This window comes from Streptomyces griseofuscus (assembly GCF_014673495.1).
GTDB lineage: Bacteria > Actinomycetota > Actinomycetes > Streptomycetales > Streptomycetaceae > Streptomyces > Streptomyces murinus.
In genome coordinates this window covers 6908092-6933953 of record NZ_CP051006.1, presented here as the reverse complement: position 1 = coordinate 6933953, position 25862 = coordinate 6908092, and the positions used below count along the sequence as shown (strand labels likewise).

24 protein-coding genes, 2 pseudogenes and 1 riboswitch are annotated in these 25862 nt (G+C 72.8%); of the genes and pseudogenes, 5 read left to right on the top strand and 21 right to left on the bottom strand.

What is annotated here, in order from left to right; all coding sequences use genetic code 11:
• Window positions 1-96: 96 nt before the first annotated feature.
• The 7 genes from HEP81_RS31595 to HEP81_RS31565 form a co-directional block, all read right to left on the bottom strand.
• Window positions 97-561, bottom strand: coding sequence for a PH domain-containing protein (locus HEP81_RS31595; protein WP_037650943.1), 465 nt, complete (start codon window positions 559-561; stop codon window positions 97-99).
• Between the two features lie 10 nt (window positions 562-571).
• Window positions 572-1429: an ATP phosphoribosyltransferase gene (hisG, locus tag HEP81_RS31590; protein ID WP_037650945.1), complete on the bottom strand. Its 858-nt coding sequence runs from the start codon at window positions 1427-1429 to the stop codon at window positions 572-574.
• Window positions 1430-1495: 66 nt separating this feature from the next.
• The gene (locus HEP81_RS31585) at window positions 1496-1768 is read right to left on the bottom strand and encodes a phosphoribosyl-ATP diphosphatase (RefSeq protein WP_007491392.1); all 273 of its coding nucleotides are present in this window, start codon (window positions 1766-1768) and stop codon (window positions 1496-1498) included.
• Window positions 1769-1802: 34 nt separating this feature from the next.
• Window positions 1803-2288: a 6,7-dimethyl-8-ribityllumazine synthase gene (gene ribH / locus HEP81_RS31580; protein WP_037650948.1), complete on the bottom strand. Its 486-nt coding sequence runs from the start codon at window positions 2286-2288 to the stop codon at window positions 1803-1805.
• Between the two features lie 59 nt (window positions 2289-2347).
• Window positions 2348-3652 (bottom strand): bifunctional 3,4-dihydroxy-2-butanone-4-phosphate synthase/GTP cyclohydrolase II, encoded by a 1305-nt coding sequence (locus HEP81_RS31575; RefSeq protein WP_037650950.1) that lies wholly within the window; start codon window positions 3650-3652, stop codon window positions 2348-2350.
• Window positions 3649-4290 (bottom strand): nicotinamide mononucleotide transporter family protein, encoded by a 642-nt coding sequence (locus tag HEP81_RS31570; protein WP_037650951.1) that lies wholly within the window; start codon window positions 4288-4290, stop codon window positions 3649-3651. Before HEP81_RS31570 ends, HEP81_RS31575 begins: the two co-directional genes overlap by 4 nt.
• Window positions 4287-4910 carry a riboflavin synthase gene (locus HEP81_RS31565; RefSeq protein WP_037650954.1) on the bottom strand — a complete coding sequence of 208 codons (624 nt, stop codon included), beginning with the start codon at window positions 4908-4910 and terminating at the stop codon, window positions 4287-4289. Before HEP81_RS31565 ends, HEP81_RS31570 begins: the two co-directional genes overlap by 4 nt.
• A gap of 161 nt (window positions 4911-5071) precedes the next feature.
• Window positions 5072-5202, bottom strand: a riboswitch (FMN riboswitch).
• 341 nt (window positions 5203-5543) lie between these two features.
• Between HEP81_RS31565 and HEP81_RS31560 the strand changes: the two genes are divergently transcribed.
• Window positions 5544-6284, top strand: coding sequence for an SDR family oxidoreductase (locus tag HEP81_RS31560; RefSeq protein ID WP_037650956.1), 741 nt, complete (start codon window positions 5544-5546; stop codon window positions 6282-6284).
• 73 nt (window positions 6285-6357) lie between these two features.
• On the opposite strand, the pseudogene HEP81_RS42405 reads toward HEP81_RS31560, so the two are convergent.
• Together HEP81_RS42405 and HEP81_RS41705 are read right to left on the bottom strand one after the other, a co-directional pair.
• Window positions 6358-6570: pseudogene (locus HEP81_RS42405) on the bottom strand (ROK family protein); the annotation flags it as partial.
• 474 nt (window positions 6571-7044) lie between these two features.
• Window positions 7045-7935: pseudogene (locus HEP81_RS41705) on the bottom strand (ROK family transcriptional regulator); the annotation flags it as partial.
• Window positions 7936-8080: 145 nt separating this feature from the next.
• Here HEP81_RS41705 and HEP81_RS31550 point away from each other — a divergent pair.
• Window positions 8081-9283, top strand: coding sequence for an MFS transporter (locus HEP81_RS31550; RefSeq protein ID WP_037650958.1), 1203 nt, complete (start codon window positions 8081-8083; stop codon window positions 9281-9283).
• Here HEP81_RS31550 and HEP81_RS31545 read toward each other — a convergent pair.
• On the bottom strand, window positions 9243-9701 hold the full coding sequence (locus HEP81_RS31545) for an acyl-CoA thioesterase (RefSeq protein WP_037650960.1): 459 nt from the start codon (window positions 9699-9701) through the stop codon (window positions 9243-9245). The two genes, HEP81_RS31550 and HEP81_RS31545, sit on opposite strands and share 41 nt — an antisense overlap.
• A gap of 259 nt (window positions 9702-9960) precedes the next feature.
• Here HEP81_RS31545 and HEP81_RS31540 point away from each other — a divergent pair, with 259 nt between their 5' ends.
• The 3 genes from HEP81_RS31540 to HEP81_RS31530 all read left to right on the top strand — a co-directional run bounded on the left by HEP81_RS31540 (window position 9961) and on the right by HEP81_RS31530 (window position 13118).
• A complete protein-coding gene (locus tag HEP81_RS31540) occupies window positions 9961-11346 on the top strand; it encodes a uracil-xanthine permease family protein (protein WP_037650962.1) in 1386 nt (461 codons plus the stop codon).
• 76 nt (window positions 11347-11422) lie between these two features.
• Window positions 11423-12127, top strand: a complete 705-nt coding sequence (locus HEP81_RS31535) for a DUF5995 family protein (protein WP_051849843.1) — start codon at window positions 11423-11425, stop codon at window positions 12125-12127.
• Between the two features lie 61 nt (window positions 12128-12188).
• A complete protein-coding gene (locus tag HEP81_RS31530) occupies window positions 12189-13118 on the top strand; it encodes an LLM class F420-dependent oxidoreductase (RefSeq protein WP_037650964.1) in 930 nt (309 codons plus the stop codon).
• Window positions 13119-13162: 44 nt separating this feature from the next.
• On the opposite strand, the gene HEP81_RS31525 is transcribed toward HEP81_RS31530, so the two are convergent.
• The 11 genes from HEP81_RS31525 to HEP81_RS31475 all read right to left on the bottom strand — a co-directional run bounded on the left by HEP81_RS31525 (window position 13163) and on the right by HEP81_RS31475 (window position 25842).
• A complete protein-coding gene (locus HEP81_RS31525) occupies window positions 13163-14875 on the bottom strand; it encodes a flavin monoamine oxidase family protein (RefSeq protein ID WP_037650966.1) in 1713 nt (570 codons plus the stop codon).
• A 64-nt stretch (window positions 14876-14939) separates the two neighbouring features.
• Entirely contained in the window at window positions 14940-15728 is a 789-nt protein-coding gene (locus HEP81_RS31520) for a carbon-nitrogen hydrolase family protein (RefSeq protein ID WP_037650968.1), read from the bottom strand.
• A gap of 205 nt (window positions 15729-15933) precedes the next feature.
• Complete coding sequence (locus HEP81_RS31515; protein ID WP_037650969.1) at window positions 15934-16599, bottom strand: DUF4232 domain-containing protein; 666 nt, start codon at window positions 16597-16599, stop codon at window positions 15934-15936.
• Between the two features lie 102 nt (window positions 16600-16701).
• Window positions 16702-17085, bottom strand: coding sequence for a DUF742 domain-containing protein (locus HEP81_RS31510; RefSeq protein ID WP_037650971.1), 384 nt, complete (start codon window positions 17083-17085; stop codon window positions 16702-16704).
• A gap of 7 nt (window positions 17086-17092) precedes the next feature.
• A complete protein-coding gene (locus HEP81_RS31505) occupies window positions 17093-17530 on the bottom strand; it encodes a roadblock/LC7 domain-containing protein (RefSeq protein ID WP_037650972.1) in 438 nt (145 codons plus the stop codon).
• Window positions 17520-20318: a sensor histidine kinase gene (locus tag HEP81_RS31500; RefSeq protein ID WP_243279643.1), complete on the bottom strand. Its 2799-nt coding sequence runs from the start codon at window positions 20316-20318 to the stop codon at window positions 17520-17522. Before HEP81_RS31500 ends, HEP81_RS31505 begins: the two co-directional genes overlap by 11 nt.
• A gap of 94 nt (window positions 20319-20412) precedes the next feature.
• Complete coding sequence (locus HEP81_RS31495) at window positions 20413-21882, bottom strand: HAD-IA family hydrolase (RefSeq protein ID WP_037650973.1); 1470 nt, start codon at window positions 21880-21882, stop codon at window positions 20413-20415.
• Between the two features lie 14 nt (window positions 21883-21896).
• The gene (locus HEP81_RS31490; protein WP_037650974.1) at window positions 21897-22973 is read right to left on the bottom strand and encodes an ABC transporter ATP-binding protein; all 1077 of its coding nucleotides are present in this window, start codon (window positions 22971-22973) and stop codon (window positions 21897-21899) included.
• A gap of 9 nt (window positions 22974-22982) precedes the next feature.
• Window positions 22983-23801, bottom strand: coding sequence for an ABC transporter permease (locus tag HEP81_RS31485; protein ID WP_037650975.1), 819 nt, complete (start codon window positions 23799-23801; stop codon window positions 22983-22985).
• Window positions 23786-24685, bottom strand: coding sequence for an ABC transporter permease (locus HEP81_RS31480; RefSeq protein WP_037650976.1), 900 nt, complete (start codon window positions 24683-24685; stop codon window positions 23786-23788). Before HEP81_RS31480 ends, HEP81_RS31485 begins: the two co-directional genes overlap by 16 nt.
• Window positions 24682-25842 (bottom strand): ABC transporter substrate-binding protein, encoded by a 1161-nt coding sequence (locus HEP81_RS31475; protein WP_037650977.1) that lies wholly within the window; start codon window positions 25840-25842, stop codon window positions 24682-24684. Before HEP81_RS31475 ends, HEP81_RS31480 begins: the two co-directional genes overlap by 4 nt.
• Window positions 25843-25862: the final 20 nt, after the last annotated feature.

Sequence of the window (25862 nt, the reverse complement as noted above, 5' to 3'; positions counted from 1 at the left end):
CAGGGGCGGAGGCGCGATCGGCGCGGCCTCCGCCCACCAGGTTAATCAAGACGCGGGCCGGGCGGGCAGGGTGGGCGACCCGGAGTCGGCCCCGAGTCAGCCCTGATCTTCCCCGGGGCGGACGGCCGAGTGGGCCTCGGCGAGCGCCCGCAGTGCCTTGGCGTCGGCGATCGCCCGCTGCCTGGCGATGCCCGGCTGGATGCCGAGCGCGGGCAGGCTGGTGCCGTCGCTGAGGTTGAGGAACACCCAGGGATCGCCCGGACGGAGGTTCACCTGAAGGATCTCCGCCCAGGCCAGGCGCCGGCTGCTGGCGATGTTCACGACGGTGACACCGCTCTCGTCGGCGACGACCTTGATCCGGGCCAGCTGGGCGAGCACCCAGAAGATCAGCGCCCCGGTGACCACGAAGCTCATCCGCTCCCCCGGGCCGAGGCCCTCCAGGAGCAGGGCGACCCCCGAGATGGTGAGGAAGATCGCCACGGCGGCGGTGAGCAGGATGGCCCGGGTGTGGCCCGGCCGGAAGGTGACGGGGAGGCCGGGCAGGGCCGGCAGGTCGGACATCACATACCCCTCAGAGGCGGCAGGCGTGGATGGCCGTGGTCAGGATGGCGCGGGCGCCGATGGCGTAGAGGTCGTCCATGATCCGCTGCGCGTCCTTGGCGGGGACCATGGCGCGGACCGCGACCCAGCCCTCGTTGTGCAGCGGGGAGACGGTCGGGGACTCCAGGCCGGGGGTGAGGGCGACTGCCTTCTCCAGCTGCTCGACCCGGCAGTCGTAGTCCATCATCACGTACGTGCGGGCGACCAGGACGCCCTGGAGGCGGCGCAGGAACTGCTGGACCTTCGGCTCGGCGGCCTCCTCCGCGTCCGCGCCGGTGCGGCGGATCACGATGGCCTCGGACTTCATGATCGGCTCGCCGAAGACCTCCAGGCCCGCGTTGCGCAGGCTGGTGCCGGTCTCCACGACGTCGGCGATGACCTCGGCGACGCCCAGCTCGATCGCGGTCTCCACGGCGCCGTCCAGGTGGACGACGGAGGCGTCGACGCCGCTGTCGGCGAGGTGCCGGGCGACGATGCCCTCGTAGGAGGTGGCGACCGTACGGCCCTTCAGGTCCGCCACGCCGTTCGCGGTGCCCGGCTTCCCGGCGAAGCGGAAGGTGGAGCGGGCGAAGCCCAGCGGGAGGATCTCCTCGGCGTCCGCGCCGGAGTCGACCAGCAGGTCGCGCCCGGTGATGCCGATGTCGAGGCGGCCGGAGGAGACGTAGATCGCGATGTCGCGGGGGCGGAGGTAGAAGAACTCGACCTCGTTGCCCGGGTCGACGATCCGCAGCTCCTTGGACTCCCGGCGCTGCCGGTAGCCGGCCTCATGCAGCATGTCCGCCGCAGGGCCGGACAGGGAACCCTTGTTGGGGACGGCGATGCGCAGCATGAGGACGGCTTCCTTTGCGGTGAAGGGGGTTGGCGCGGTGTGCCGCGATGGAGCGCGGCGGTTCGGTCAGAGGTGGGCGTAGACGTCGTCCAGGGAGATCCCGCGGGCGACCATCATCACCTGGACGTGGTACAGCAGCTGGGAGATCTCCTCGGCTGCCGCCTCCTTGCCCTCGTACTCGGCGGCCATCCAGACCTCGGCGGCCTCTTCGACGACCTTCTTGCCGATGGCATGGACCCCCTTGCCGACCAGTTCGGCGGTGCGGGAGGTGGCGGGATCGCCGTGGGCGGCCTTGTGCTGGAGCTCGGTGAAGAGCTCCTCGAACGTCTTCTTGGACATGGTGGTCCTTACCCTACGCGCTCCGACCGGCGCCTCAGTGCCAGGGTTCGGATACCGAACGCAGCGTCGCGGCCGTCGAGACCGCCGCGATCACCGCCTCGTGGCCCTTGTCCTCGCTGGAGCCCTCGATGCCGGCCCGGTCCAGGGCCTGCTCCTCGGTGTCGCAGGTGAGCACGCCGAAGCCGACCGGGACGCCGGTCTCCACGGAGACCTGGGTGAGGCCCTGGGTGACGCCCTGGCACACGTAGTCGAAGTGGGGGGTGCCGCCGCGGATGACGACGCCGAGGGCGACCACCGCGTCATAGCCGCGCGCGGCCAGCACCTTGGCGGCGACCGGGAGCTCGAAGCTGCCCGGGACCCGGATCAGGGTCGGCTCGTCGATCCCCAGGTCGCCGAGGGCGCGCAGGGCGCCGTTCACCAGACCGTCCATCACCTTCTCGTGCCACTGCGCCGCGATCACGGCGACCCTGAGGTCGCCGGCGTTGCGTACGGACAGTTCCGGTGCACCCTTGCCGCTCACGTCTCTCCTAAATGCCTTCTTGCTCGACTGGTGTTGCTGGTGTTGCTTGTCTACCGGTTCTACTGGTTCGGGCAGGTGGCCGGGGTGTCCAGCCAGGGCAGGTCGTGGCCCATCCGGTCCCGCTTGGTGCGCAGATAGCGAAGATTGTGCTCGCCCGCCTGGACCGGCATCGGCTCGCGCCCGGCGACCCGCACGCCGTGGCGCTCCAGCGCGTCGGCCTTGTCGGGGTTGTTGGTCATCAGCCGGACGCTGCGCACGCCGAGGTCGGCGAGGATCTGGGCGCCGGCCCCGTAGTCGCGGGCGTCGGCGGGCAGGCCCAGTTCCAGGTTGGCGTCGAGCGTGTCGCGGCCCTGCTCCTGGAGCTCGTAGGCGCGCAGCTTGGACAGCAGGCCGATGCCGCGGCCCTCGTGCCCGCGCAGGTAGACCACGACGCCGCGGCCCTCCTCCTGGATACGGGCGAGGGAACTGTCCAGCTGGGGGCCGCAGTCGCAGCGCAGCGAGCCGAAGACATCGCCGGTCAGGCACTCGGAGTGCACACGGACCAGGACGTCCTCGCCGGTGCCGATCTCGCCGTGGACGAGGGCGACGTGCTCGACGCCGTCGACGGTGGAGCGGTAGCCGTGCGCGGTGAAGGTGCCGTGCCGGGTGGGCAGCCGGGTCTCGGCCTCGCGGCGGACGGTGGGTTCGGTGCCGCGGCGGTGGGCGATCAGGTCCTCGATGGAGATGATCGTCAGACCGTGCTTGCGGGCGAACGGGATCAGCTCGGGCAGCCGCAGCATCCGGCCGTCCTCGCCGGCGATCTCCACGATGGCGCCGGCCGGGCGCAGCCCCGCGAGCCGGGCGAGGTCGACGGCGGCCTCGGTGTGGCCGTTGCGCTCCAGGACGCCGCCGGGCCGGGCGCGCAGCGGGAAGACATGCCCGGGGCGCACGAAGTCGGCGGGTCCCGCGGTGCCGCTCGCGAGCAGCTGGAGCGTGGTGGCGCGGTCGGCGGCGGAGATGCCGGTGGTCACGCCGTGCGCGCCGGAGGCGTCCACGGAGACGGTGAAGGCGGTCTTCATCGACTCGGTGTTGTCCTCGACCATCTGCGGCAGCCGCAGCCGGTCGAGTTCCGCGGCCTCCATGGGGGCGCAGACCAGGCCCCGGCACTCGCTCATCATGAAGGCGACGATCTCGGGGGTCACCTTCTCGGCGGCGATGACGAGGTCGCCCTCGTTCTCCCGGTCCTCGTCGTCGACGACGATCACGGGGCGCCCGGCGGCGATGTCGGCGACGGCCTGCTCGACGGGGTCGAGGGTGAACTCCTCGATGCTGTCGCCGTCGTAGGAGTAGGAGTAGGGGTCGTAGAGCGGGGTGGCCGGTGTCATGCCGGTGCTCCTTCCAGAACGGGCCGCGGGCTCTTGCGGGAGCGCAGCCACCAGTCGCGCATGCCCCACAGGACGAGTGCGCCGTAGATGACGTAGACGAAGCCGGAGAAGGCGTAGCCGTTGGCGAAGTTGAGGGGGACGCCGACGAGGTCGACGAGCAGCCAGGCGAACCAGAACTCGACCATGCCCTTGGCCTGGGCGTACATCGCGACGACCGTGCCGACGAAGATGTAGGCGTCCGGCCAGGGGTCCCAGGACAGCTCGGGGAACGCGGTGAACAGCAGGGCGACGGCGACGGTGCCGATCGCGGCGGCGCCGACCAGGGCGGCGCGCTCGCGCCAGCTGGCGAACCGGGGGGAGATATGGCCGTCGCCGGCCCCGCCCCGGCCGCGGTTCCACTGCCAGAAGCCGTAGAGGGCGACCACCATGACGACGGCCTGCTTGCCGGCGCTGCCGGTGAGGTGGCCGTAGAAGGCGGCGAAGAGGACCATGCCGGAGACGAACTGCACCGGCCAGCTCCACAGGGAGCGGCGCCAGCCGAGGACGAGTCCGATCAGGCCGAGGATGTTGCCGGTCATGTCGGACCACAGGATGTGCTGTCCGAAGAGGGTGAACGCCTCGGTGTTGAGCGAGTTCACCGGCCGGCCTCCTGTCCGCTCCCGTCGGCGGGGCCCGCCGTGAGGAGCCGCTCGACGTACTTGGCGATGACGTCCACCTCAAGGTTCACCGGGTCACCCGGCTGCTTCACGCCGAGCGTGGTCAGGGCGAGGGTGGTGGGGATGAGGCTGACGGTGAAGTGGTCGGCGCCGGCGTCCACGACGGTGAGGCTGATGCCGTCGACGGTGATGGAGCCCTTCTCGACCACGTAGCGGGCGAGGCCGGCGGGCAGGGAGATCTTCACGATCTCCCAGTGCTCGGAGGGCGTGCGCTCCAGGATCTCGCCGGTGCCGTCGACATGGCCCTGCACGATGTGTCCGCCGAGGCGGGCGCCGACGGCGGTGGGGCGTTCGAGGTTGACGCGGGAGCCGGTGGTGAGCGCGCCCAGGCTGGAGCGCTTCAGGGTCTCGGCCATGACGTCGGCGGTGAACTCGTCGCCCTCGTGGTCGACGACGGTGAGACAGACCCCGTTCACGGCGATGGAGTCGCCATGCCGGGCGCCGTCGGTGACGACGGGGCCGCGAAGCCGGAAACGGGAGGCGTCGCCGAGATTCTCGACGGCGGTGACCTCACCCAGCTCTTCGACGATTCCGGTGAACACTTCCCGGGTCCTCCTGCCTCATGGGGCACGGACTCCGGGGCCTGTCGACGGACGACAGAATCTACGGGTGAGCACACACTCGGGGCGTCGCCGACAAGGGCCCGTCCGGATACGGACGAGACCGGATACGGCGGCGCGCACACGGAACGCATGCCCGCCCGCCGCGCACTGCCTCCCATCCGGACTTTAACCGTCGGTCCAGGAATTTCACCTGGTCAACCGGTCGCTGGAGGCGACCGGGTCGCGGACTGTAACCGCCGGTTCGGACTTTCACCGACCCCGGAGTGCGCTGCTTCTGGTACACGGCCAGTGTGCCACGCCGGGCGGTCGCGCCGACAGGGGGTCCGTGTGGGCTCGCTCACAGTCCGTGTCCTCGCGTACGGGCACCACGACGCCCACCGTCAACTCCTCCCCCTTCGGCGCAGGTTGGCCCCTCCCCTCCCATTGACCGTAATGGTCTAGTCCTTTTAGGGTGCCGATCGGGCCCGGCGGCGGTGACGACGGCCCTTGCCCGCCGCCGGGTCGCCAGCGGTCCGGAACCGGGGCGATGTCACATTTCCGGGCGGCTGTCCGGTCTTCTCGGCGCAAGGGCGTCCCGACGGGGGGCGTCCGGTCCCAAGGGGCGGAAACAGCATGACCACGATCCTGGTCACCGGCGGCACGGGCACGCTCGGCCGGCAGGTCGCCGAGCGGCTGCGCACGGACGGGCACGAGGTGCGGGTGCTCAGCCGGCACGCCCGGCCGTACGGCGTCGATCTGCGCGCGGGCGGGCCGGAACTGGACGCGGCGCTCGCGGGGGTGCGGACGGTGGTGCACTGTGCGAGCAGTCCCCGGGGCGGTGACGAGGAGGCGGCCGAGCATCTGCTGGCGGCGGCGCGGCGGGCCGGGGTGGGGCATCTGGTGTACATCTCCATCGTGGGGGTGGACCGGGTGCCGTACGGCTACTACCGGGCCAAGTACGCGGTGGAGCGGCGGATCGAACGCTCCGGGCTCGGTTTCACGATCCTGCGCACGACCCAGTTCCACGATCTGCTGGTGTCGCTCTTCGGCACCCTCGCCAGGTCACCGGTGATGCCACTGCCGGCGCGCGTCTTCGACCAGCCGGTGGAGGTGACCGAAGTCGCCGCCCGACTGGCCGAGTTGGCCCTCAGCGCCCCGTCGGGCCGCGTCCCCGACCTGGGCGGCCCCGAGGTCCGCTCCCTCCCCTCCTTGGCCCGCGCCTACCTCCGCGCCACGGGCCGCCGCCGCGCGATCACCGGCCTTCCCCTCTTCGGCCCGACGTACCGCGCCTTCCGCTCGGGCGAGCACCTCGCACCGGAACGGGCGGTGGGGAAGGGGACGTTCGAGGAGTATCTGGGGAGGCGGTTCGGATAGGCGACGACCACGACGGGACCGGTGACCGCGACGGGTCGGACCACAGGGTGTCCTGGGCCCGGTCGCGGGCGGTCAGCAGGGCGCCGCGCAGGACTGCGGAGCCGCCGAGGGCGCCCGCGCGGACCTCGGTGGGCAGCGGGGACATCCGGCGCAGCCGCTGCGCCACGAGTCCGGCGAGTACGTCGCCGCCGGCGTGGCCGATCTCCCCGCCGAGGACCACGCAACCGGGGTCGAGCACGGCGACGACGGAGGCGGCACCGATGGCGACGCGGTCGGCGAGGGCGGAGAGGAAGCGCTCATCGGCGCCGGCCGCCGTCCCGGCCGGGTCAGCCGCAGTGTCGGGCTCCCGGCCTGTGGGTTCGTCCACCGCAGGGGGTTCTTCACCGCCGCGTGTCTCCCGCGGGCCGCCCCCCGACGCTTCCCGCCCCACCGCGGCACCCGCGTCCGCACCCCGCGCCATGACCGGCTCCTCCGCCGCCGGAGGCTCCTCCCAAGCCCCGCCCCTCACGACCGGCCGCCCCTCCGCCACCGGTCGAGACTTACGCCCCCCTGGCCGACCCGCGGCCGCACCCCACGTCGCGACCGGCTCCCCCGCCGCCACTCCGGCCGACCGGTCGCCCGGCTCATGCTCCCCCGCCGCCCCGACCGTCTCCCCCACCGCCGAGGCCACCGCGCCTCCTCCCCCCGGCCGCTCCTCCGCGCCCGACTCTTCCTCCGCCCCTCCAGCCCCGGCAGGCTCCCGCGCCGCGAGCACCCGCTCCACCGCTCCGCGGACCATCCCCGCCGCCCCCGGCCCGTCCGTCGTCGCAGGTGCCGGCAGGCCGTGTTCCGCTCCCAGGGACACGACGGCCGCCGCGCCCGCCAGGGTGTGGAAGCCGCCCGAGCAGTCCGTGGCGGAGGGGAGGGCGGGGGTGCCCGGGACCGGGAGGAAGCCGATTTCGCCGGTGCCGCCGGAGGCGCCGCGGCGGAGGGTGCCGTCGAGGACGACCGCCGCGCCGGTGCCGTGGCCGAGCCAGAGGAGGACGAAGGTGTCGCGGTCGCGGGCGGCGCCCTCGCGCTGTTCGGCGAGGGCGGCGAGGTTGGTCTCGTTCTCCACCGTGACACGGGCCCCGGGCAGCCGTTCCTGGAGGGCGGCGGACAGGCTGCGGTGCCACGCGGGCAGCCCCGCGGAGTCGCGCAGATCACCCGTGGCCGGGTCGATGAGGCCCGGCGCGCCGATGCCGACCGTGTGCGGCCCCTCGACGCCGGCCCGCCCGACGGCCCCCGCCACCGCCGCCACCACCCGCTGCACCGCGGGCCCGGTCCCGGTGTCCCCCTCGATCGGCACGGACGCCTCCGCGAGCACCCGCCCCACCAGATCGGCGACCAGCACGGCCACCCCCTCGGTGCGCACATCGAGCGCCGCCAGATGGGCGCGGTCGGCGGCGATGCCGTAGAGCCGGGCGTTCGGCCCCCGGCGGGCCGCGCCGGACTCCCCCACCACGGTGATCAGCCCGGCCGCGCCGAGCCGTTCGACGAGATCGGCGACCGTCGGCCGGGACAGCCCCGTCAGCTGCTTCAACTGCCCTGCCGTCAGCGGGCCTCGGTCCTGAAGGAGTCCCAGGGCCAACCGGTCGTTGATGGCCCTGGCGGTGCTCGGTGATGCGGGCATGGCGGGGATCCTTCCACAACGGCGCGCCGGGACCGGTCGGGCCCGGCACGCCCGCCCGGTCCGCATCGCGGCGCGATAAGCGCTATCTATCAGGCAGGGTCCCTGATAGTTTACGGCGCACCGATCGACGGGGAGGAGAGCAGACATGGAGGACATGAGCGGGGTGCGCCGCGCGCGGTACGCCGTCGCGGCCGTGTTCGCCGTCCATGGCGCCGTGACCGGCTCCTTCGCGACCCGGGTGCCCTGGATCCAGGACCATGCCTCGCTCGGCGCGGGCCGGCTGGGCTTCGCGCTCGCCTTCACCGCGCTCGGCGCCTCCTGCGCGATGCCGCTCGCGGGCCGGATCAGCCATCGCTTCGGCAGCCGTAACGCCCTGCGCGGGCTGATCGCCCTGTGGACGCTGTCCCTCGTCCTGCCGTCCCTCGCGCCGAACCTGCCCGCCCTGTGCCTCGCGATGTTCACCTACGGCGCCTGCGCGGGCATGGCGGACGTGGCGATGAACGCGCTCGGCGTCGAGGTGGAACGGCGGCTCGGCAGGTCGGTGATGTCCGGCCTGCACGGGATGTGGAGCGCGGGCGCCCTGGTCGGCTCGGCCGCCGGCACCCTCGCCGCCCATCTCGGCGCCGACGCGCGCATCCACTTCCTGCTGGCCGCGGCCGTCCTGACCGTGCTCGGTGTGCTCTCCTGCACCTGGGTGCTGGACATACAGCCCGCCGCGGACGAGGAGCCCCCGCCCCGGTTCGCGCTGCCGCCCCGCTCCGCGCTGCTGATCGGCATGGTCGGCTTCTGCGCGGTGTTCGCGGAGGGCGCGAGCCTCGACTGGTCGGCGGTGTTCCTGCGGGACCGGCTGGACAGCTCGGCCGGTCTCGCGGCGGCCTCGACCACCGCCTTCATGCTGACGATGGCCGTGGCCCGGATCGTCGGGGACGCGGTGGTGAACCGGTTCGGCGCGGTCCGCACGGTCCGGGCCGGCGGCGTGCTGGCCGTCCTCGGCGGTCTGCTGGTCGTCCTCGCCGGGCAGCCCGCGGTGGCGATGGGCGGCTTCGCCCTGATGGGGCTCGGTATCGCGGTCGTCGTACCGCTGTGCTTCGCCGCCGCAGGGCACGCCGGGCCGAACCCCAGCCAGGCCATCGCCGGCGTGGCGACCATCACCTACACCTCGGGGCTGATCGCGCCCAGTCTGATCGGCGGAGTGGCGCAGGCGACCAGCCTGGTGGTCTCGTTCGGTGTGGTGACGGCGCTCGCGTGCGGGCTCGCGGTGTGCGCGGGCGTGCTGCGCTCCGCCGAGCGCGGCGCCGAGCGGGAGGTCAGTCCGCGGGCCGCAGCAGTTCCCGGGCCACGGCCCTGAAGCCGTCGCTCCACGGCGCCGGGCGCAGGGTGGTCGCGTCCAGCCGCACCAGCACCCGGGTGCCCCGGGCGTAGGTCTCGGCGCCGTCCGCCGAGCAGAACCGGAAGCCGTAGGTCAGCCCGGTGGTGCCGAGCCGCTCCAGCCACAGGTGCACGGCGTAGCGGCCGGGGCTGGTGACCGGGGCCTCGTAGCCGATGCGCAGTTCGCGCACCGCGTTGCAGGCGTCCCCGGCCGCCACCCAGTCGCCGTCGAAGCGGATGCCGTGCTCGTGCCACAGCTCGGTCCAGGCGCGCTCGACCAGCAGCGGATAGCGGGCGTTGTGCAGCAGGCCGAGCGCGTCGAGGTCGTCGAAGTGGACGGTGACGGGGATCAGCCGGCCGTACGAGACGGCGGGGGCGGAGGGGGCTTCGACGGTCACGGCGGGGCTCCTGGACAAGGCGGTCGGGGGTGGCCCCCGGGACGTACGGTCATCCATACTAAGCGACCGCTCAGCACGCACTCCGGGACACCCCGGGCACACCCCCGGCGCACGCCCCCGGCACGCCCCCGCGCGGACGGTGTGCGCGGACCGCGCCGACGACCAGCGACAATGGTGCGGACACCCCCCTGTCCCCCGGCCCTCCGGGCTGCCCGGACACGAGGACGCAACGACGCACCACAGAAAGCGAAACCCCACCATGGACCTCGGCGTGCGCTGGAAACTGCACGGTGACGGGAAGACGCCCGCGCCCGGAGCAGTGGTACGGCCCGACGAACGGCTCTCCTGGCCCCGGACGGTGGGCCTCGGCGCCCAGCACGTGGTCGCGATGTTCGGCGCCTCCTTCGTGGCGCCGGTACTGATGGGCCTGGACCCCAACCTGGCGATCATGATGTCCGGCGTCGCCACGGTCATCTTCCTGCTCGCCACCCGCGGCCGGGTGCCCAGCTACCTCGGCTGCTCGCTGTCCTTCGTGGGCGTGGCCGCCGTCATCCGCGCGCAGGGCGGTACGAGCGCCACGGTGACCGGCGCGACCCTCGCCGTCGGTGTGGTGCTGTTCCTGGTGGGCCTCGCGGTGCAGAGGTTCGGGGCGCGGATCATCCACGCGGCCATGCCGCCCATCGTGACCGGCGCGGTCGTGATGCTGATCGGCTTCAACCTGGCCCCGGTGACCGCCTCCACCTACTGGCCGCAGGACCAGTGGACGGCGCTGCTGGTGATGCTGTTCACCGGGCTCGCGGTGGTCTGTCTGCGCGGCTTCTGGTCCCGGATCGCGATCTTCCTCGGGCTGATCTTCGGCTACGGCATCTCCTGGGTCTTCGACCGGGTCTTCGGCAAGATCCACTCCGTGGGCGGCGACGGCAGGCTGACCGACCACTGGCGCCTGGACCTCTCGGGCGTGTCCAAGGCCGACTGGATCGGTCTGCCGCACTTCCACGGCCCGTCCTTCCAGTGGTCGGCGATCCTGGTCGCGCTGCCGGTCGTCATCGCGCTGGTCGCGGAGAACGCGGGTCATGTCAAGGCGGTCGGCGAGATGACCGGCGACCCGCTGGACGACAAGCTGGGCACGGCGATCTCGGCCGACGGCGTCGCCTCCGTCCTGTCCACCGCGGTGGGCGGCCCCCCGAACACCACTTACTCCGAGAACATCGGTGTGATGGCCGCGACCCGCGTCTACTCCACCGCCGCGTACTGGGCGGCCGCCTGCTTCGCCCTGCTGTTCGGCCTGTGCCCGAAGTTCGGCGCGATCGTGGCCGCCATCCCGGGCGGTGTGCTCGGCGGCATCACGGTCATCCTGTACGGCATGATCGGCCTGCTCGGCGCGCAGATCTGGCTCAACGCCAAGGTGGACCTGCGCAACCCGCTGAACCTGGTGCCGGCCGCCGCGGGCATCATCATCGGCGTGGGCAACGTCAGCATGAAGTTCACCAGCAACTTCTCGCTCAGCGGTATCGCGCTGGGCACCCTGGTCGTCATCACCGGCTACCACGCGCTGCGCGCCTTCGCCCCGGCCCACCTCAAGCAGCAGGCGCCGCTGCTGGACGAGGGCACCTCCAGCTACGACCCGAACTCCCCGGACTCGTAAGGACCCGTTCCCCCGTTCCGGCGACGCACCGGGCCGGTCGGCACCTCGGCCGGGCCCGGGCTGCGACCCTTCCTCCATGTCGCAGTCGTCCCCCGTCATCGGCCCCGCCGGCACCACCGGCGCCGTCGGCGCCGTGGTCTCCCGGATGCGGGCACTGGCCGCCGTCCTGCCCGAGCGGGACGGCGTCGCCGTCTTCAACCGCGTGTACCTCACCGTCACCGAGGACCTCGACCGCCGCCTGGGCGCCGGGGAGTTCCCCGATCCCCGGGCGGCCGCGGCGCTGGACGTGCGCTTCGCCGAGCGGTACCTCGCCTCGATCGACGCCGCCGAGGCCGGCCTGAGACCGCCCGCCTGCTGGCGGCCGCTGTTCCAGCTGCGCCACCATCCGCACGTACGGCCGCTCCAGTTCGCGCTGGCCGGTGTCAACGCGCACATCGGGCACGACCTGGCCCTCGCCGTGGTGGACGCCTGCCGCACGGTCGGCTGCGAACCCGCCGATCTGGCCGACGAGTTCGACCATGTCGGCGAGATCCTCACCGCCCTGGAGGAACAGGTCCGCGAGGAGCTGATGCCCGGCCCCGACCTCCTCCAGCTCGCCGATCCGCTCACCCATCTCCTGGGCGCCTGGAGCCTGGAGCGCGCCCGGGACGCGGCCTGGGGGGCGGCCCGGGCCCTGTGGGCGCTGCGGCACAGCCCGGACATCGCCGAGGAGTTCGCCGCACGGCTGGACGCGGCGGTGGGGTTCGCGGGCAGGCTGCTGCTGACGCCGCTCGCGTGCTGAAAATCGCGCGTGCGTGAAACCCCCTGCTCGGCAAAGAACCCGATGGCGAAGGAGCGTTGGCATGACGACCCGGCTCGGTCTCGGTCTTCCCCAGATGCGGCAGTACTCGATCGGCGAGGACGTCCCGGCGGTGGCCCGCGCCGCCGAGGACATCGGCTACGACAGCCTGTGGGTCTTCGAACGGGCCCTGTTCCCGGAGCCCGCCACCCAGGGGCTGTACGGCATCGACGGCCTGCCCTGGCCCGACCAGTACCGGTCGGTGGCGGAACCGCTGGTCACCCTCACCCTGGCCGCGGCGGCCACCGAGCGCGCGGAGCTGGGCACCAGTGTGCTGGTGGCGCCGCTGCATCTGCCGTTCCAGCTGGCCAGGGCGCTGGCCTCGCTCGACGCGGCGAGCGGCGGCCGGGTGCTGGCGGGCCTCGGCACCGGCTGGTCCCTGGACGAGTACGCGGCCGCGGGCGTCCGGCCCTTCGAGGAGCGCGGCGCGGTGCTGGACGAGATCATCGACGTGTGCCGCGCGGTGTGGGGCCCCGATCCGGTCGCCCATGACGGCCCCCTGACGAAGATCGCCCCGGCCGTCGTCGGACCCAAGCCCGCGCGCCCGATCCCGATCCTGCTGGCCGCGGGCAACCGGCGCTCCTGGCGGCGCCTGGTCGACAGGGCCGACGGCTGGCTGCCGGTGGCCATGGGCGGCACACGGGTCGCCGACCAGTGGCGGCAGCTGCGCGAACTGGCCGAGGAGCGGGGCCGTACGGAGCCGATCCGTACGGTGCTGCGGGTGAACGCCGAGTTCCGGCGCGCGGGGTACGAGGGCTCCGGCCGCCGGCCCTTCCAGGGCGGCGTCGACCAGATCGTGCGGGACCTGGAGGAGTACGCGGAGATCGGTCTGGAGGAGATCCTGCTCGACCTCCAGGGCACCGCGCGGGACGCGGCGGAGCTGACGGACGTCGCCGCCGAGGTGTTCGAGAAGGCGCGGGCGGCCGGGGTCTGACCGGCCCGCGCCCCCGCCGCACTGCCCCCCGGGCCGGTGCCCGGTCAGTCCTCCGGCAGCTCCACGGGCGCGATCTCGTCGAAGACGTCGCCCGGGCCGGGGTTGGTCGCGTCGGTCTCGCCGCCGAAGTGGTGCATGACGCCCCAGACCGCGTTCAGCGCGGTCTGGACGGCGCCCTCGGCCCAGCCGGCCGTCCAGGAGATGTCGTCGCCGGCGAGGAAGATGCCCCGCTTGTCGGCGGGCAGCCGGTCCTGCATGAAGTGCGTGAACAGGCGCCGCTGGTAGCGGTAGTGGCCGGGCAGGTTGGCCTTGAACGCGCCCATGAAGTAGGGCTCGTTCTCCCAGGAGACGGTCACCGGGTTGCCGATGATGTGCTTCCTGATGTCGACCTTCGGGTAGATCTCGCCGAGCGACTTCAGCATGACCTCCATCCGCTCGTTCGCGGACAGCGGCAGCCACTTCAGGCTGTCGTCGCACCAGGTGTACGACAGGCAGATGACGGCCGGCTTGTCGGGGCCGTCGTCCAGGAGGTACGTACCGCGCGTCATACGGTCGGTGAGGGTCATCGACATGACGTCGCGCCCCGTCGGATTTCCCCTGTCGTCGACGGCCTTGTCCAGCCAGAACGGCCGGTCGACGGGGACGAAGAGCTTGCTGGACTCCATGTAGTGGGTGCGCTCGATCGCCGTCCAGTGGTCGATCGGGAACAGCGAGTCGTCGCAGGCGATCTTGGACAGCAGCATCCAGGACTGGGCGGTGAAGATCGCCGCCTGGTACGTACGGATGTCGCCGTTCGCGTCGGTCACGGTGATCTGGTTGCCCGCGGTGCGGTGCAGCCGGGTCACGGCCGGGCGGGGCTCGCCGTTCGGATGCAGGGAGGCGAGCGAGGTGCCGTACGGCCAGTGCACGATCTTCGCGGGCTCGCGCTCCCACAGGCGCAGCGGCAGCTGCTGGGAGCCGCCGACGATGCCGCGGTGGTGGTCGTCGGCCTCGGTGTAGACGACGCGCAGGATCTCCAGGATGGAGTTGGGGAAGTCGGTGTCCCAGCCGCCGGTGCCGAAGCCGACCTGGCCGAAGATCTCGCGGTGCCGGAAGGACTTGAAGGCCTCGGAGTCGCACAGGAAGCCGTAGAAGGTCTGGTTGTCGAGCTTCTCGACCAGCTTCGCCCAGATCTCGCGGATGCGCGGCACGTCCCGCTCGCGCATCGCGCGGTTCATGTCGGAGAAGTCGGCACCCTCCTCGAGGCACTTGTTCCAGGCCTCGGCGACTTCCCGGTACACCTGGGGCAGGTCGTCCACGGTGACGGCGTAGTGCGACTCGCCCTTGAGGTCCACGACGGTCGACGGAGTCGCCTCGGCCAGCGGGTTGGGGAAGGGCCGGGTGGTGAGGCCGACCAGGTCGATGTAGTGCTGGAGGGCGGTGGAGGAGGGCGGGAAGCGCATCGCGCCCAGCTCGCAGTTCAGCTCCTCGTCGCAGCCCTCGAAGCCGACGGTGCGCAGTCGGCCGCCGAGCTGGTCGGCCTCGTAGACGACGGGCTTGAGGCCCATCTTCATCAGCTCGTAGGCGGCGATGACACCGGAGAGACCACCGCCGATGACGGCGACCTCGGTGCCGTGCTCGGTCGCCGGGATCTGGCCGATGCCCGCCGGGTGGGCGAGGTAGTCGTCGTAGGCGTAGGGGAAGTCCGGGCCGAACATGGTGATCGGCGGCTGCTGCCCGTCGGTGTGCTCGACGGCGTTGGGCACCGTGGACGTCATGGGGTACGGACTCCTTGCGCGAAAGAACTGAGAGAGGTGAAGAGCGGGTCGAGGGGGCGGCGGGTCAGCTCAGGGAGCCGTACAGGCCCGGTCGACGGTCCTTCAGGTAGGGGTTGGCCGCGCGGGAGGCGGCGAGGAAGGCCGGGTCGGCGTCGGCGAACACCAGCTGCTCGGCGCGGCCCGCACGGGTCCGCGGGACGCCGTCGGGTCCGGCGAGCACGGAGAGGCCGACGAACTCGAACTCCCCTTCCTGGCCGACCCGGTTGACGTACGCGACGTACATCTGGTTCTCGAAGGCGCGCACCGGGATCATCGACTCGGCGACGAACTGGTACGGGTGCATCTGCGCGGTCGGGACCAGCAGCAGGTCGGTGCCGGCGAGGGCGTGGGCCCGGACGTTCTCCGGGAACTCGACGTCGTAGCAGATCAGCAGGCCGACGGTGAGGCCGTTCAGCTCGGCCTGTACGACCTGGTGGTCGCCCGGGGTGAAGTGGTCGCGCTCGAAGCAGCCGAAGAGGTGGGTCTTGCGGTAGTTCGCGAGCCGGGTGCCGTCGGCGGAGATCAGCTGGGCGGAGTTGTGGACGGTGTCGCCGTCGCGCTCGGGGTAGCCGTAGGCGACGGCGAGGCCGTGCCGGGCGGCGATCCCGGCGATCGCGGCGGCCGAGGCGCCGTCGGCGGGCTCGGCGAGGCGGCCGATCTCATCGCCGATCGCGTAGCCGGTGAGGAACATCTCGGGCGCGGTCAGCAGCGCGGCGCCCGCGGCGGCGGCCCGGCCCGCGGCCTCGTCCAGAACCCGGAGGTTCTCGGCGACGGAGCCGGGGTGGCCGGAGCTCTGGAGCAGGGCGGTGCGCATGCGTCTACCTCACCGGTCACGGAGGGGGTTCGGGGTCAGGTAGACGGTACGGTCGGCGCGCTCGGCCGGACAAGGAGCAGCCGTTGCGCGCCGGTGCGCGGTTCGTTGCGTGCGAGGGAGGCGGGGCGGCGATTCGTTGCGCGCCCGCGCCCGGGTGCCACCTGGGGGCGCTGTGCGGGCGCCCCCGTGCGCTTCGGGGCCCGTGTTACTTGCCGGTGCCGACCGGGTCGACGGTGATGCCGGGGCCGCTGCCGTCGGTGACGGGGACGTTGATGCCGGCGTTCAGGGTCGTGGAGTGGGTCTCGTTCGGCGGGGTGACGACGAGCTGGGTGAAGGTCTCGCCGGAGCCGCCGGAGTTGTTCGGCGGGTAGTGCAGGGTGAAGCGGGTCTCGGCGCCCGGCTGGAGGGTGACGGTGGGGGCGGTGAGCTTGCTGCGGGAGGCGCTGACCGTGCCGTCCTTGCTCTTCAGGTCGACGCCCGGGAAGCCGTGCAGGGTGCAGTTGGCCGAGCCGGTGTTCTTCATGTTGACGATCAGCTCGCCCTCGCCCATGCCGCCGGAGGTGCTGAAGGAGAGGTGGGCGGTGGTGCAGCCGGCACCGGAGGCGCGGCCGGAGCCGGTGGGGCCGTGGGCGCCGCTCGACTGGCCGCCGTTCTGGCCGGTGGAGCCGGTGGCGCCGGATCCCGTGGACCCGGTGGAACCGGTGGAGCCCGTCGAGCCGCCGGAGCCCTGGGTGCCCGAGGTGTCCGAGGCGGCGCCGCTCGGCGAGGAGGAGTCGCCACCGCCGGAGTTGTTGTCGCTGCTTCCGCAGGCGGTGAGCGACAGGCCCGCGGCGACGGCGACGGCGAGCAGCGAGATCTTCTGGACGCGCATGATTCCCCTTAAGAGGTACGGCTGACGTGCTGTTCCCTGAGACAACCGGGGTGGATCAGGGGTTCCGGTCGACACCGGTCCCCTACGTGGCTGTTACAAACACTAGATTTCGCGCAGTCGGTCGACGATCTCCCGCAGCAGCCCGGGGTCGGCGGTGGGGCCGCCCGCCGGGTCGCGGCGGGGCGCGGCGATGCGGACGAGGCCGGCCTCGGCCAGATCGCCGAGCAGCACCCGCACCACGGTCAGGGGCAGATCGGCGTCGGCGGCCAGTTCGGCGACCGGGCGCGGGCCGCGTCGTACCAGTTCCAGCAGGGCGGCGCTCGCGTGGTCGACACCGGCCTGGGCGGCGTCGGCCGTCTCCAGGGCGGTGACCCGGGACATCAGGTCGATGGAATGCCGGTCCGAGGGCCGGGTACGGCCCCGGGTCACGGTGTAGGGCCGCACCATCGACCCGGTCTCGTCCTCGTACCAGTGCTCGTCGCTCACGGCGGGATCATGGGGTGGCACGGGCTGCCGCGTCCAGATGACTGCCGAGACGGCGGACCAACAGGGCCATCTCGTGGGCGAGCTGGCCGACGTCGGTGTTGGCCTCGCTGAGCACGGCGAGTCGGCTGCCGTGGCCTGCCGGTGTGATGAACAGGTAGGCCTCGTCGAGCATCACCATGGTCTGGCGCACCGCTCCGGCGGCGAATCGCTCCCCGGCGGAACGGGCGAGGCCGTGGAAGCCGGAGCAGACGGCGGCCAGGTGCTCGATGTCCTGCTGGGGCATGCCCTCGGAACTGCTCAGCGCGAGGCCGTCGGCGGTCAGCAGCACGGCCTGGCGGACGTGGTCGGTGCGCGCCACGAGGTCGTCCAGCAGCCAGCCGAGGTCCGTGCCGGGTGGTCCGGCGGGTGCGGCGGGCTGGTTGCGGGTCTGGTCGTCACCGTGCATCGTCGGTGTCCGTCCCTTCGTCGACGTGGGTGTTCACGGTGTCGCCCTCGGTGGCCCCGGGCCGCGCGGGCATCCCCTTGCGCCCCTGATCGAGCCCACGCTGGAACGCCCCGAAGATCGCCCTCATCTCCTCGGCATCGACCTCCCGCCGCCCACCCTCCGCCTGCTCCTGCGGCTCATCCCGCAACTGCCGCGCGAGAGAGGCCTGGCGGACACGGGTGGGGAGAGCGGGTACGACCGTGGACGCGTCCGGGGCGCCGGTCTCCGGGGCGCCGGGCTCGGAGGTGCTGGGGCGCCTGGTGGGGCGCCTGCTGGGGAGGGCCGGGGGTGGGGTGCTCGCGGAGGTGCCGGTGCGCGGAAGCCCGGCCGGTGTGCCGCCCTCGCCGGTATCAGGGCGCCTGGTGGGGAGGGGCGGGAGTGGAGTGTTCCCGGGTGCGCCGGTACGCGGAAGCCCGGCCGGTGTGCCGCCCTCGCCGGTATCGGGGCGCCTGCTGGGGAGGGGCGAGGGTAGGGGGGTGCCTTCGGTGGTGCCGGGTCGGGGGGCGGGCGCGGACTCCCAGGGGGCGGCGGGCTCGAAGGCGCCGGGACGCCTCGCGGGCAAGGGGCCGGGCTGGGCATGCGCGTGCGACGCGTCGCCGGACCCGAAAGCGGCCCCGGCCCCGGACTCACGCGCACCCGTCCGCCCAGGCGGCGTCGGCCACCCGGCGCCGATCCCGGACGCACCCGGCGGCTCGGACCCCGCAGGATCGTTCCTGCGTCGTGATGGCAGCGGTCGTACCTCGCCGTGTTGCTCAGGCGGCAGCGGCACGCGCGCTCCCCCGTGCTCGGGTCGTGCCTCCGGCGGCTCGGTGTCCTGCGGGGTGTCCGTCCCGCCGGGCTCCGCCAGGATCGATTCCGGGAGGAGGACCACCGCGGTCGTGCCCCCGTACGGGGAGTCCCGGAGGCTGACGTCGATGCCGTGGCGGGCGGCGAGGCGGCCGACGACGTAGAGGCCGAGGCGGTCGTGGCGGGTGGGGTCGAAGGCGTCGGGGTCGGTGAGGGTGCGCTCGGCGTGTGCGTGCGCCTCGGCGTCGAGGCCCAGCCCGCGGTCGTCGATCTCCAGCACGAAGCCGCCGCCGACCCGGCCGGTGCGCAGCGTCACCTGGGTGTGCGGCGGCGAGAACACCGTGGCGTTCTCCAGGAGTTCGGCGAAGAGATGGACCACGTCGGCGACCGCGTCCGCCGCGATCCCGGTGTCCGGCATCGGCGGCACCACCACCCGCGCGTAGTCCTCGATCTCGCCGACCGCCGAGGAGACGACCTGTGCGATGGGCACGGGCCGGCGCCAACGGCGGCCGGGCGCCGAGCCGGAGAGGATGATCAGGCTCTCCGCGTGCCGCCGCATACGGGTGGTGAGATGGTCGATGCGGAACAGCTCACGCAGCACATCGGGGTCCTCGGTGCGCCGCTCCAGCGTGTCCACCAGCTTCAACTGCCGGTGCACCAGCGCCTGGTTGCGGCGCGCGATGTTGAGCAGCACCGCGAACAGGCCCCGGCGCAGCGTCGCCTGCTTCACCGCGGCCTCGACCGCGGCCAGCCGCGCCGTGTTGAAGGACCGGCCGACCTGCCCGATCTCGTCGTCGCGGTCCCCGGCGGCGGCGAGCGGCGGCGCCTCGGCCACCGCGTCCACCTCCTCACCGGCGCCCAACCGGCGCATCACATCAGGGAGTTGCCGCTCGGCGAGCACATCGGCGGCGTCCCGCAGGGCTTCGAGGCGACGCGAGATACGCCGCGCGCCGCGCACCGCGAACCACAGCGACAGCCCGGCGACGATCAGCCCGGCGACGCCGGCGATCGCCGCCTTGGTCAGCTCCCGGTAGGCGAACGCCCGCCCGCGCGCGGCCGAGTTGTCACCGGCCTCGGTGCACAGATCGCGGTACTGCTTGACGGTCCGGTCGACGGTCGAGCGCCAGCTGTCCGCCGCGACCGCCTGGGACGCCCCGCCGGCCCCGGCCCGCAGCAGCGCGTCCTCGCCCTGGTTCAGCGAGCGGTACAGCGCGCCGTCCTGGAACTTCTCGAAAAGCGCCCGGGAGTCGGCGGGCAGATCGGGCACATAGGTCTGCTGGAAGACGCGCCGGTCCTCGATGGTCTGGGTGAGCGCGTCGTACTGGCCCGGGGTCAGCGCCGTACCCGCCGCCCGCGCACCGGCGACCAGCGCGTCCTCGCGGGAGACGAACTCGCGCACCCGGACCAGCTCGAAGACGGTCCCGGTCTCCCTGGCGAGCTGCCCGGCCTGGAGCGCGGTCAGCGTGGACTGCACATCGAAGGTGGGCTCGATCAACGCGCTGTACTGCTCGACCGCCTGGTCCCAGCCGATCTTCCGGGTGAGCACCCGCTGCCGCAGCCCGTCCAGCCGGTCGGTGGCCGTGAGCATCGCGTCCAGCGACTGCCGCTGGCGCGCCGTGAGCCGGCTCCGGTCGCCGCCGCGGATCGCCTGCCGCATGGCGTCGACCACCTGGTCGGTACGGCGCTGCTGACCGAGCAGCCGGCCCGCCCCCGCGGCGTCCCGGCCGCCGGCGCCCAGATAGGCGGCGGACATCCGGCGCTCGATCTGGATCTGCCCGACCGCGGTGTCCACGGGGGTGCCGAAGTCGTCGTACACCCCCTGGACCCGGATCAGCGCGCGCAGCTCCGCGGTGACGGACATCATGGCGAAGCCCCACAGGGCCATCAGGGCGACGGCCGGTGCGAGCGCGAGCGCCACGATCCGGGTGCGGACGGTGGTGGGACGGCCGAGGGGCCAGCGCATGAAAGACCTACCGGTGTTACCAGTCAGTAGAGAGCTCGCACAACTTACGGGACGGTCACCTCGAATAGCAACGGTGACCTCCGATAACCCCAGGTCAGCTCACAGGAAACGCAAAGGAGGCGAGGACCGCGGCATGGTCGGAGGGCCATTCGTTTTCGGCCACGTCCGGCCAGGGGCGAGGGTCCCCGGTGACCACGGTGCGCGCGCCTCGGACGGTCAGGCCCCGGTGCAGGACGTAGTCGATCCGGTCCTGCGGCTCGGGCCGGCCGCTGCCGTCCTCGTGCACCGGGTGGATCGGCGACCAGGTGTGCCCGGGGGCCGCGGCGGGGACGGGGTGGGCCTGGCGGTAGGAGTCGGTGAGCCCCGCGTCCTCGGCGGCCTTCGTCACGGGCCAGGCCACCTCGGGCCGGTCCAGGTGCGAGGGACAGTTGAAGTCGCCGGTGAGGATCACGGGGACGCCCTCCTCGGACGCCTTCTCGATCCGTTCCAGCGCCTCGCGCATCTGGGCGAGCCGGACCTCCTCATGGGCGATCAGCTCGGCCGCCGGCAATCCGTCGAAGGCCGACTCGTAGGGCCCGTACGGCGTGTAGTGCAGATGCGCGGTCCATACGTCGACGGCGCGGCCGGGGGCGGCCTGGACGCGGACGCCGGTGGCGCCGTAGAAGCCGACGTCCGGGTCGCCGAAGCGGGCGGTGATCGGGTGGCGGCTGATGACGCCGAGGTTCTCGCCCGCCCGGTGATGGTGCCAGCCGAGGGCCTCGGCCAGCTCCTGGGCGGCGGTGCCCGCGGTCTCCTGGAGCCCGACGACATCGGCGCCGCTGTCCAGGATCACCTTGATCTGCTTGGCCCGGTGGTCGTCGACCTTCGCGCCGCCGAGCCAGAGGTTCCAGCTCAGGACGGTCAGTGCGGGCCCGGCCATGCCACTCAGCTCCTCGACGGTGACTCCCGCCAGGCTGTCACGCACGGTGCGGCCGGGCGCGGTGCCGATCGGGGCGAGCGAGGGCACGGCGAGCACCGCGCACCCGGCTGCCTCGGCCGAGGCCACGCCGGTCACGGTGTCCTCGACGGCCACGCAGGCGGCCGGCTCGACGCCGAGGGCGCGGCAGGCGGCGAGGTAGGGGTCGGGTTCGGGCTTGGTGCGGGGGGTGTCGTCGGCCGTGACGGAGTGGGCGAACCGGTGGGCGCCGAGGGCCTCGATGACGACGTCGGCGACCGCGCGCGGGGACGCGGTGACCAGTGCCGTCGGGACGCCCCGGGCGGCGAGCGCGTCCAGCAGGGCGAGGGCGCCGGGGCGGGGCACGATCCCGGCGCGGACCCGGTCGGCGAACTCGCGGTGGAGTCCGGCGGCGAGGTCGTGGGCGGACCGCCCGGTGGTGTCGGCGAGCCAGTGGGCGGTGTGTTCCACCGGGCGGCCGAGCACGTCCGGCTGGTCGGCCTCGGTCAGCGGCCGGCCGGCGACGGCCTCGACCGCCTCCCACCACAGGTGCTCGGTGTCCACGAGCGTGCCGTCCATGTCGAACAGGACTGCCTGGAGCGGGAGTCGGGGGTTGTGGGGGGTGGTCACGTGGGTGTCTGTCCTCAGTTCTCGGTGCGGGCGGCCACGAGCACGGCGCGCTCCGGCAGCGATGCGGTGGCGGCGGCTCCGGCGCCCAGCCCCGCGGCCTCGTGCGCGGGCAGGTCGGCCTTGGCCTCGGTGCCGTCGGCGAGCCGTACGGTCAGCCGGACGACCGCGCCGAGGAAGGCGGTGGCGACGACCCGGGCGCCGCCCTGCTCGTCGGCCCGCACCCGCAGGTTCTCGGGCCGTACCAGGACGTCCACCGCGCCGTCCGCCGCCTCGCCGTCGGCGGGCAGCCGCTGTCCGAGCACCTCGACGGTGCCGTCCTTCAGCTCGCCGGGGATCCGGCTCATGGTGCCGACGAACTCGGCGACGAAGGCGGTGGCGGGGCGGCCGTACAACTCGGCGGGTTCGGCGCACTGTTCGAGCCGTCCGGCACGCATCACGGCGACCCGGTCGGCGATCGACAGGGCCTCCTCCTGGTCGTGGGTGACGAACAGGGTGGTGATGCCGAGTTCCTGCTGGAGCCGGCGGATCTCCTCGCGCAGGCTCAGCCGCACCTTGGCGTCCAGCGCGGACAGCGGCTCGTCGAGCAGCAGGACGCGGGGGCGCAGGGCGAGGGCGCGGGCGAGCGCGATGCGCTGCTGCTGGCCGCCGGAGAGCTGGTGCGGGAACCGCTCCCCCTTGTCGCCGAGGCCGACCAGTTCCAGCAACTCGGCTGCCCTGGAACGTCGTTCGACCGCGCGTACGCCCCGCATGCGCAGCCCGAAGGCCACGTTGTCGACGGCGTTCAGATGCGGGAAGAGGCTGTACGACTGGAAGACCATCCCGGCGTCGCGGCGGTGGGCCGGCACCTGGGTGATGTCCCGGCCGTCCACCAGTACCGCGCCGGAGTCGGGGTGTTCGAACCCGGCGAGCATGCGCAGGGCGGTGGTCTTGCCGCAGCCGGAGGGGCCGAGCAGGGCCAGGAACTCGCCCGGGCGGACGGTGAGGTCGAGCCCGTCGAGGGCGACGGTGGCACCGAACTCGCGGCGCAGACCGCGGAATTCGACGGTCGCGGCCTGCTCGGTGGCGGCCTTCTCAAGTGTGGTGGCGGTCATGGTGTGTTGTCATCCCCGGGAAGGAGCGGTTCGGTTGCGTCCGCCGCCGGCACCGGCGAGCGCGAGGAGCAGGGCCCAGGTGACGAGCAGGCTGAGCACGGACACGGCGACGGACATCTGGGCCTGGTCGCTGCCGACGTTGTAGATCCATACGGCGAAGGGCTGGTAGCCGAGCAGCTGGGCGACGGTGAACTCGCCGAGGACCAGCGCCAGCGTGAGGAAGGCCGCGTTCAGCAGCGCCCCGCGCAGATTGGGCAGTACGGCCCGCACCAGCGCCTGCGGCCAGGAGGCGCCGCAGCTGCGGGCGGCCTCCACCAGGGTGCGTACGTCGATGGCGCGCAGGCCGGCGTCCAGCGCCCGGTACACGAAGGGCAGCGCCATCACGACGTAGGCGAGGACCAGGACGACGGGGAAGCTGGGGTTCTGGATCGCCACGAAGGTCTGGAACAGCGGGGTCCTGGACAAATGGTCCGGGCCCCACTTGAGCACGCTGACGATGCCCGCGACGAACGCGATCGGCGGCACCACCAGCGGCAGCGAGCAGACCACCTCGACCACCGGGCGCAGCCGGGGCGCGCCGAGCCGCAGGGCGACCACGGCGGGCACCATCAGCAGCAGCACGACCACGATGGTGGTCACGGCCAGCTCCAGCGACAGCAGCAGGCTGGAGACGAAGCCGCCGGCGGAGAGGATCTTGGTGTAGGCGTCGAAGCTGATGCCGTCGGGGTCGTCCACCGTGAAGACCACGGAGGCGGCGAGCGGGACCAGGAAGTACAGGGCGGCGAGGCCGAGGACGGCCCACCGCCAGGGGGTCAGGCGTCGAGCCATCGGGCGCTCCGGCGTTGCAGGGGCAGGTACACGGCCATCACCAGGCCGGCCACCAGGACCATGTCGAGGCTGAGGGCGAGGGCGACGTTCTCCTGCCCGACCAGGACGTTGCCGGACAGGGCGTCGGCGATCTGGAGGGTGACCAGCGGGACCGCGCTGCCGACCATCGCGGCGGCGGTGGCGTAGGCGGCGAAGGCGCTGCCGAACAGCAGCACGAATCCGCCGAGCAGGGAGGGCGCGAGCACGGGCAGGGCCACGTGCCGCCAGTACTGCACGCCGGTGGCGCCGTTGTTCAGCGCGGCCTCCCGCCACTGGGCGCGCAGCCCGTCGAGGGCGGGGGTGATGGTGAGGACCATCAGCGGGATGAGGAAGTACAGGTAGACGAGGACCAGGCCCCAGAAGCTGTACAGGTCCCAGCCGCTGTCCTTCAGGCCGAGGTGCAGGGTGAGCACGCCCGCGTTGCCGAGGGTGGCCACGAAGGCGAAGGCCAGCGGGACGCCGCCGAAGTTGGCGAGCACACCGGAGGCGGTCAGCACGGCCTCGCGCAGCGCGCGGGAGCGGGAACCGGCGACGGCCTGGGCGAGCGGCAGTCCGAACAGGGCGCCGAGCACCGCGGAGATCGCGGACAGTCTGACGCTGCCGAGCAGGGCGGTGAGGTACGCGCCGTGCAGCGAGGCCGTCATGTTGGCGCCGGTGTAGGAGGTGGCGCCGGTGGTGGCGTCCTTCGTGGTGAAGGCGCCGTCGAGGATCGCGAGGGCGGGCAGGCCGAAGGCGATGGCGGTGAAGACCAGCAGCGGCAGTACGGCCAGCCAGCCCGGGGCGCGGCGCCGTCGCTTCGCCGAAGCGACGGGCGCCACGTCCGAGCGCGTCAGAGCGGTGGTCATCCGGAGACGGCCTTACCCCAGCCCTGCGCGATGACCGTCTTGGCCTTGCTCTGCTCGGCCTCGGTCGGGAAGGACGCCGACCCGGTGACCTGGGGCAGCTTGGCGGCGGCCGTCTTGTCGAGGGTGCCGGCCGACTCCATGGAGGTCATCAGGGCCGGGCGGGCGTAGCCCTTGAGCCACAGGTTCTGTCCCTCGGTGCTGTACAGGAACTCCTGCCACAGGCGGGCGGCCGCGGGGTGCGGGGCGTCCTTGGTGATGGCCTGGGAGTAGTACTGGGCGTACTGGCCGTCGCTCGGGACGACGACCTTCCAGTCGAGGCCCTTGGACCTGAACTCGTCGGCGTAACCGGCGTTCAGGTAGTCCCAGTCGATGGAGATCGGGGTCTCGCCCTTCTCCACGGTGGCCGGGGTGGACTCGACCGGCGTGTAGTTGCCGTTCTTCTTCAGCTTGGCGAAGAAGTCCAGGCCGGGCTGGATGTCGCCGAAGGAGCCGCCGTTCGCGAGCGCCGCCGCGTAGACACCGCCGAAGGCCGAGCCGGACTTGGTCGGGTTGCCGTTGAGCGCGACCTGGCCCTTGTACTGGGGCTTGAGCAGGTCCTTGAAGGTGGTCGGGCACTCCTTGACGCGCCCTGCGTCGCAGCCGATGGAGATGTAGCCGCCGTAGTCGTTGTACCAGCGCGCCTGCGGGTCCCTCTGACCGGCCGGGATGTCGCCGAAGGAGGACACCTTGTAGGGGGCGAGCAGGCCCTGCTGGGCGGCGCTGAGGGCGAAGGAGCTGCCGAGGTCGAGGACGTCGGGGGCGCGGTCCTGGCCCTTGCGGGAGGTGACCGCGTTGATCTCGTCCTGGCTGGAGCCGTCGGGGCTCTCGTCCTGGATCTTGATGCCGTACTTCTTCTGGAAGGCGTCGATGATCGCGCCGTAGTTCGCCCAGTCGCGGGGCACCGCGATGATGTGCAGCGAGCCCTCCTTCTTGGCCGCCTTGACGAGGGCGTCCATGCCGCCGAAGTCGGCCGCGGAGGCGGCGGTGGCGGCGCTCTTGCCGTCCTTGGTGGTGGTCGACGCGTTGTCGGGGGCGGCGCCGCAGGCACTCAGCCCGAGCGCGGCGACGACGGCGAGGGAGCCGCCGAGCACGGCGTTTCTCGGCAGGGACAACTTCACGGTCTCTCCAGGGGAAGCAC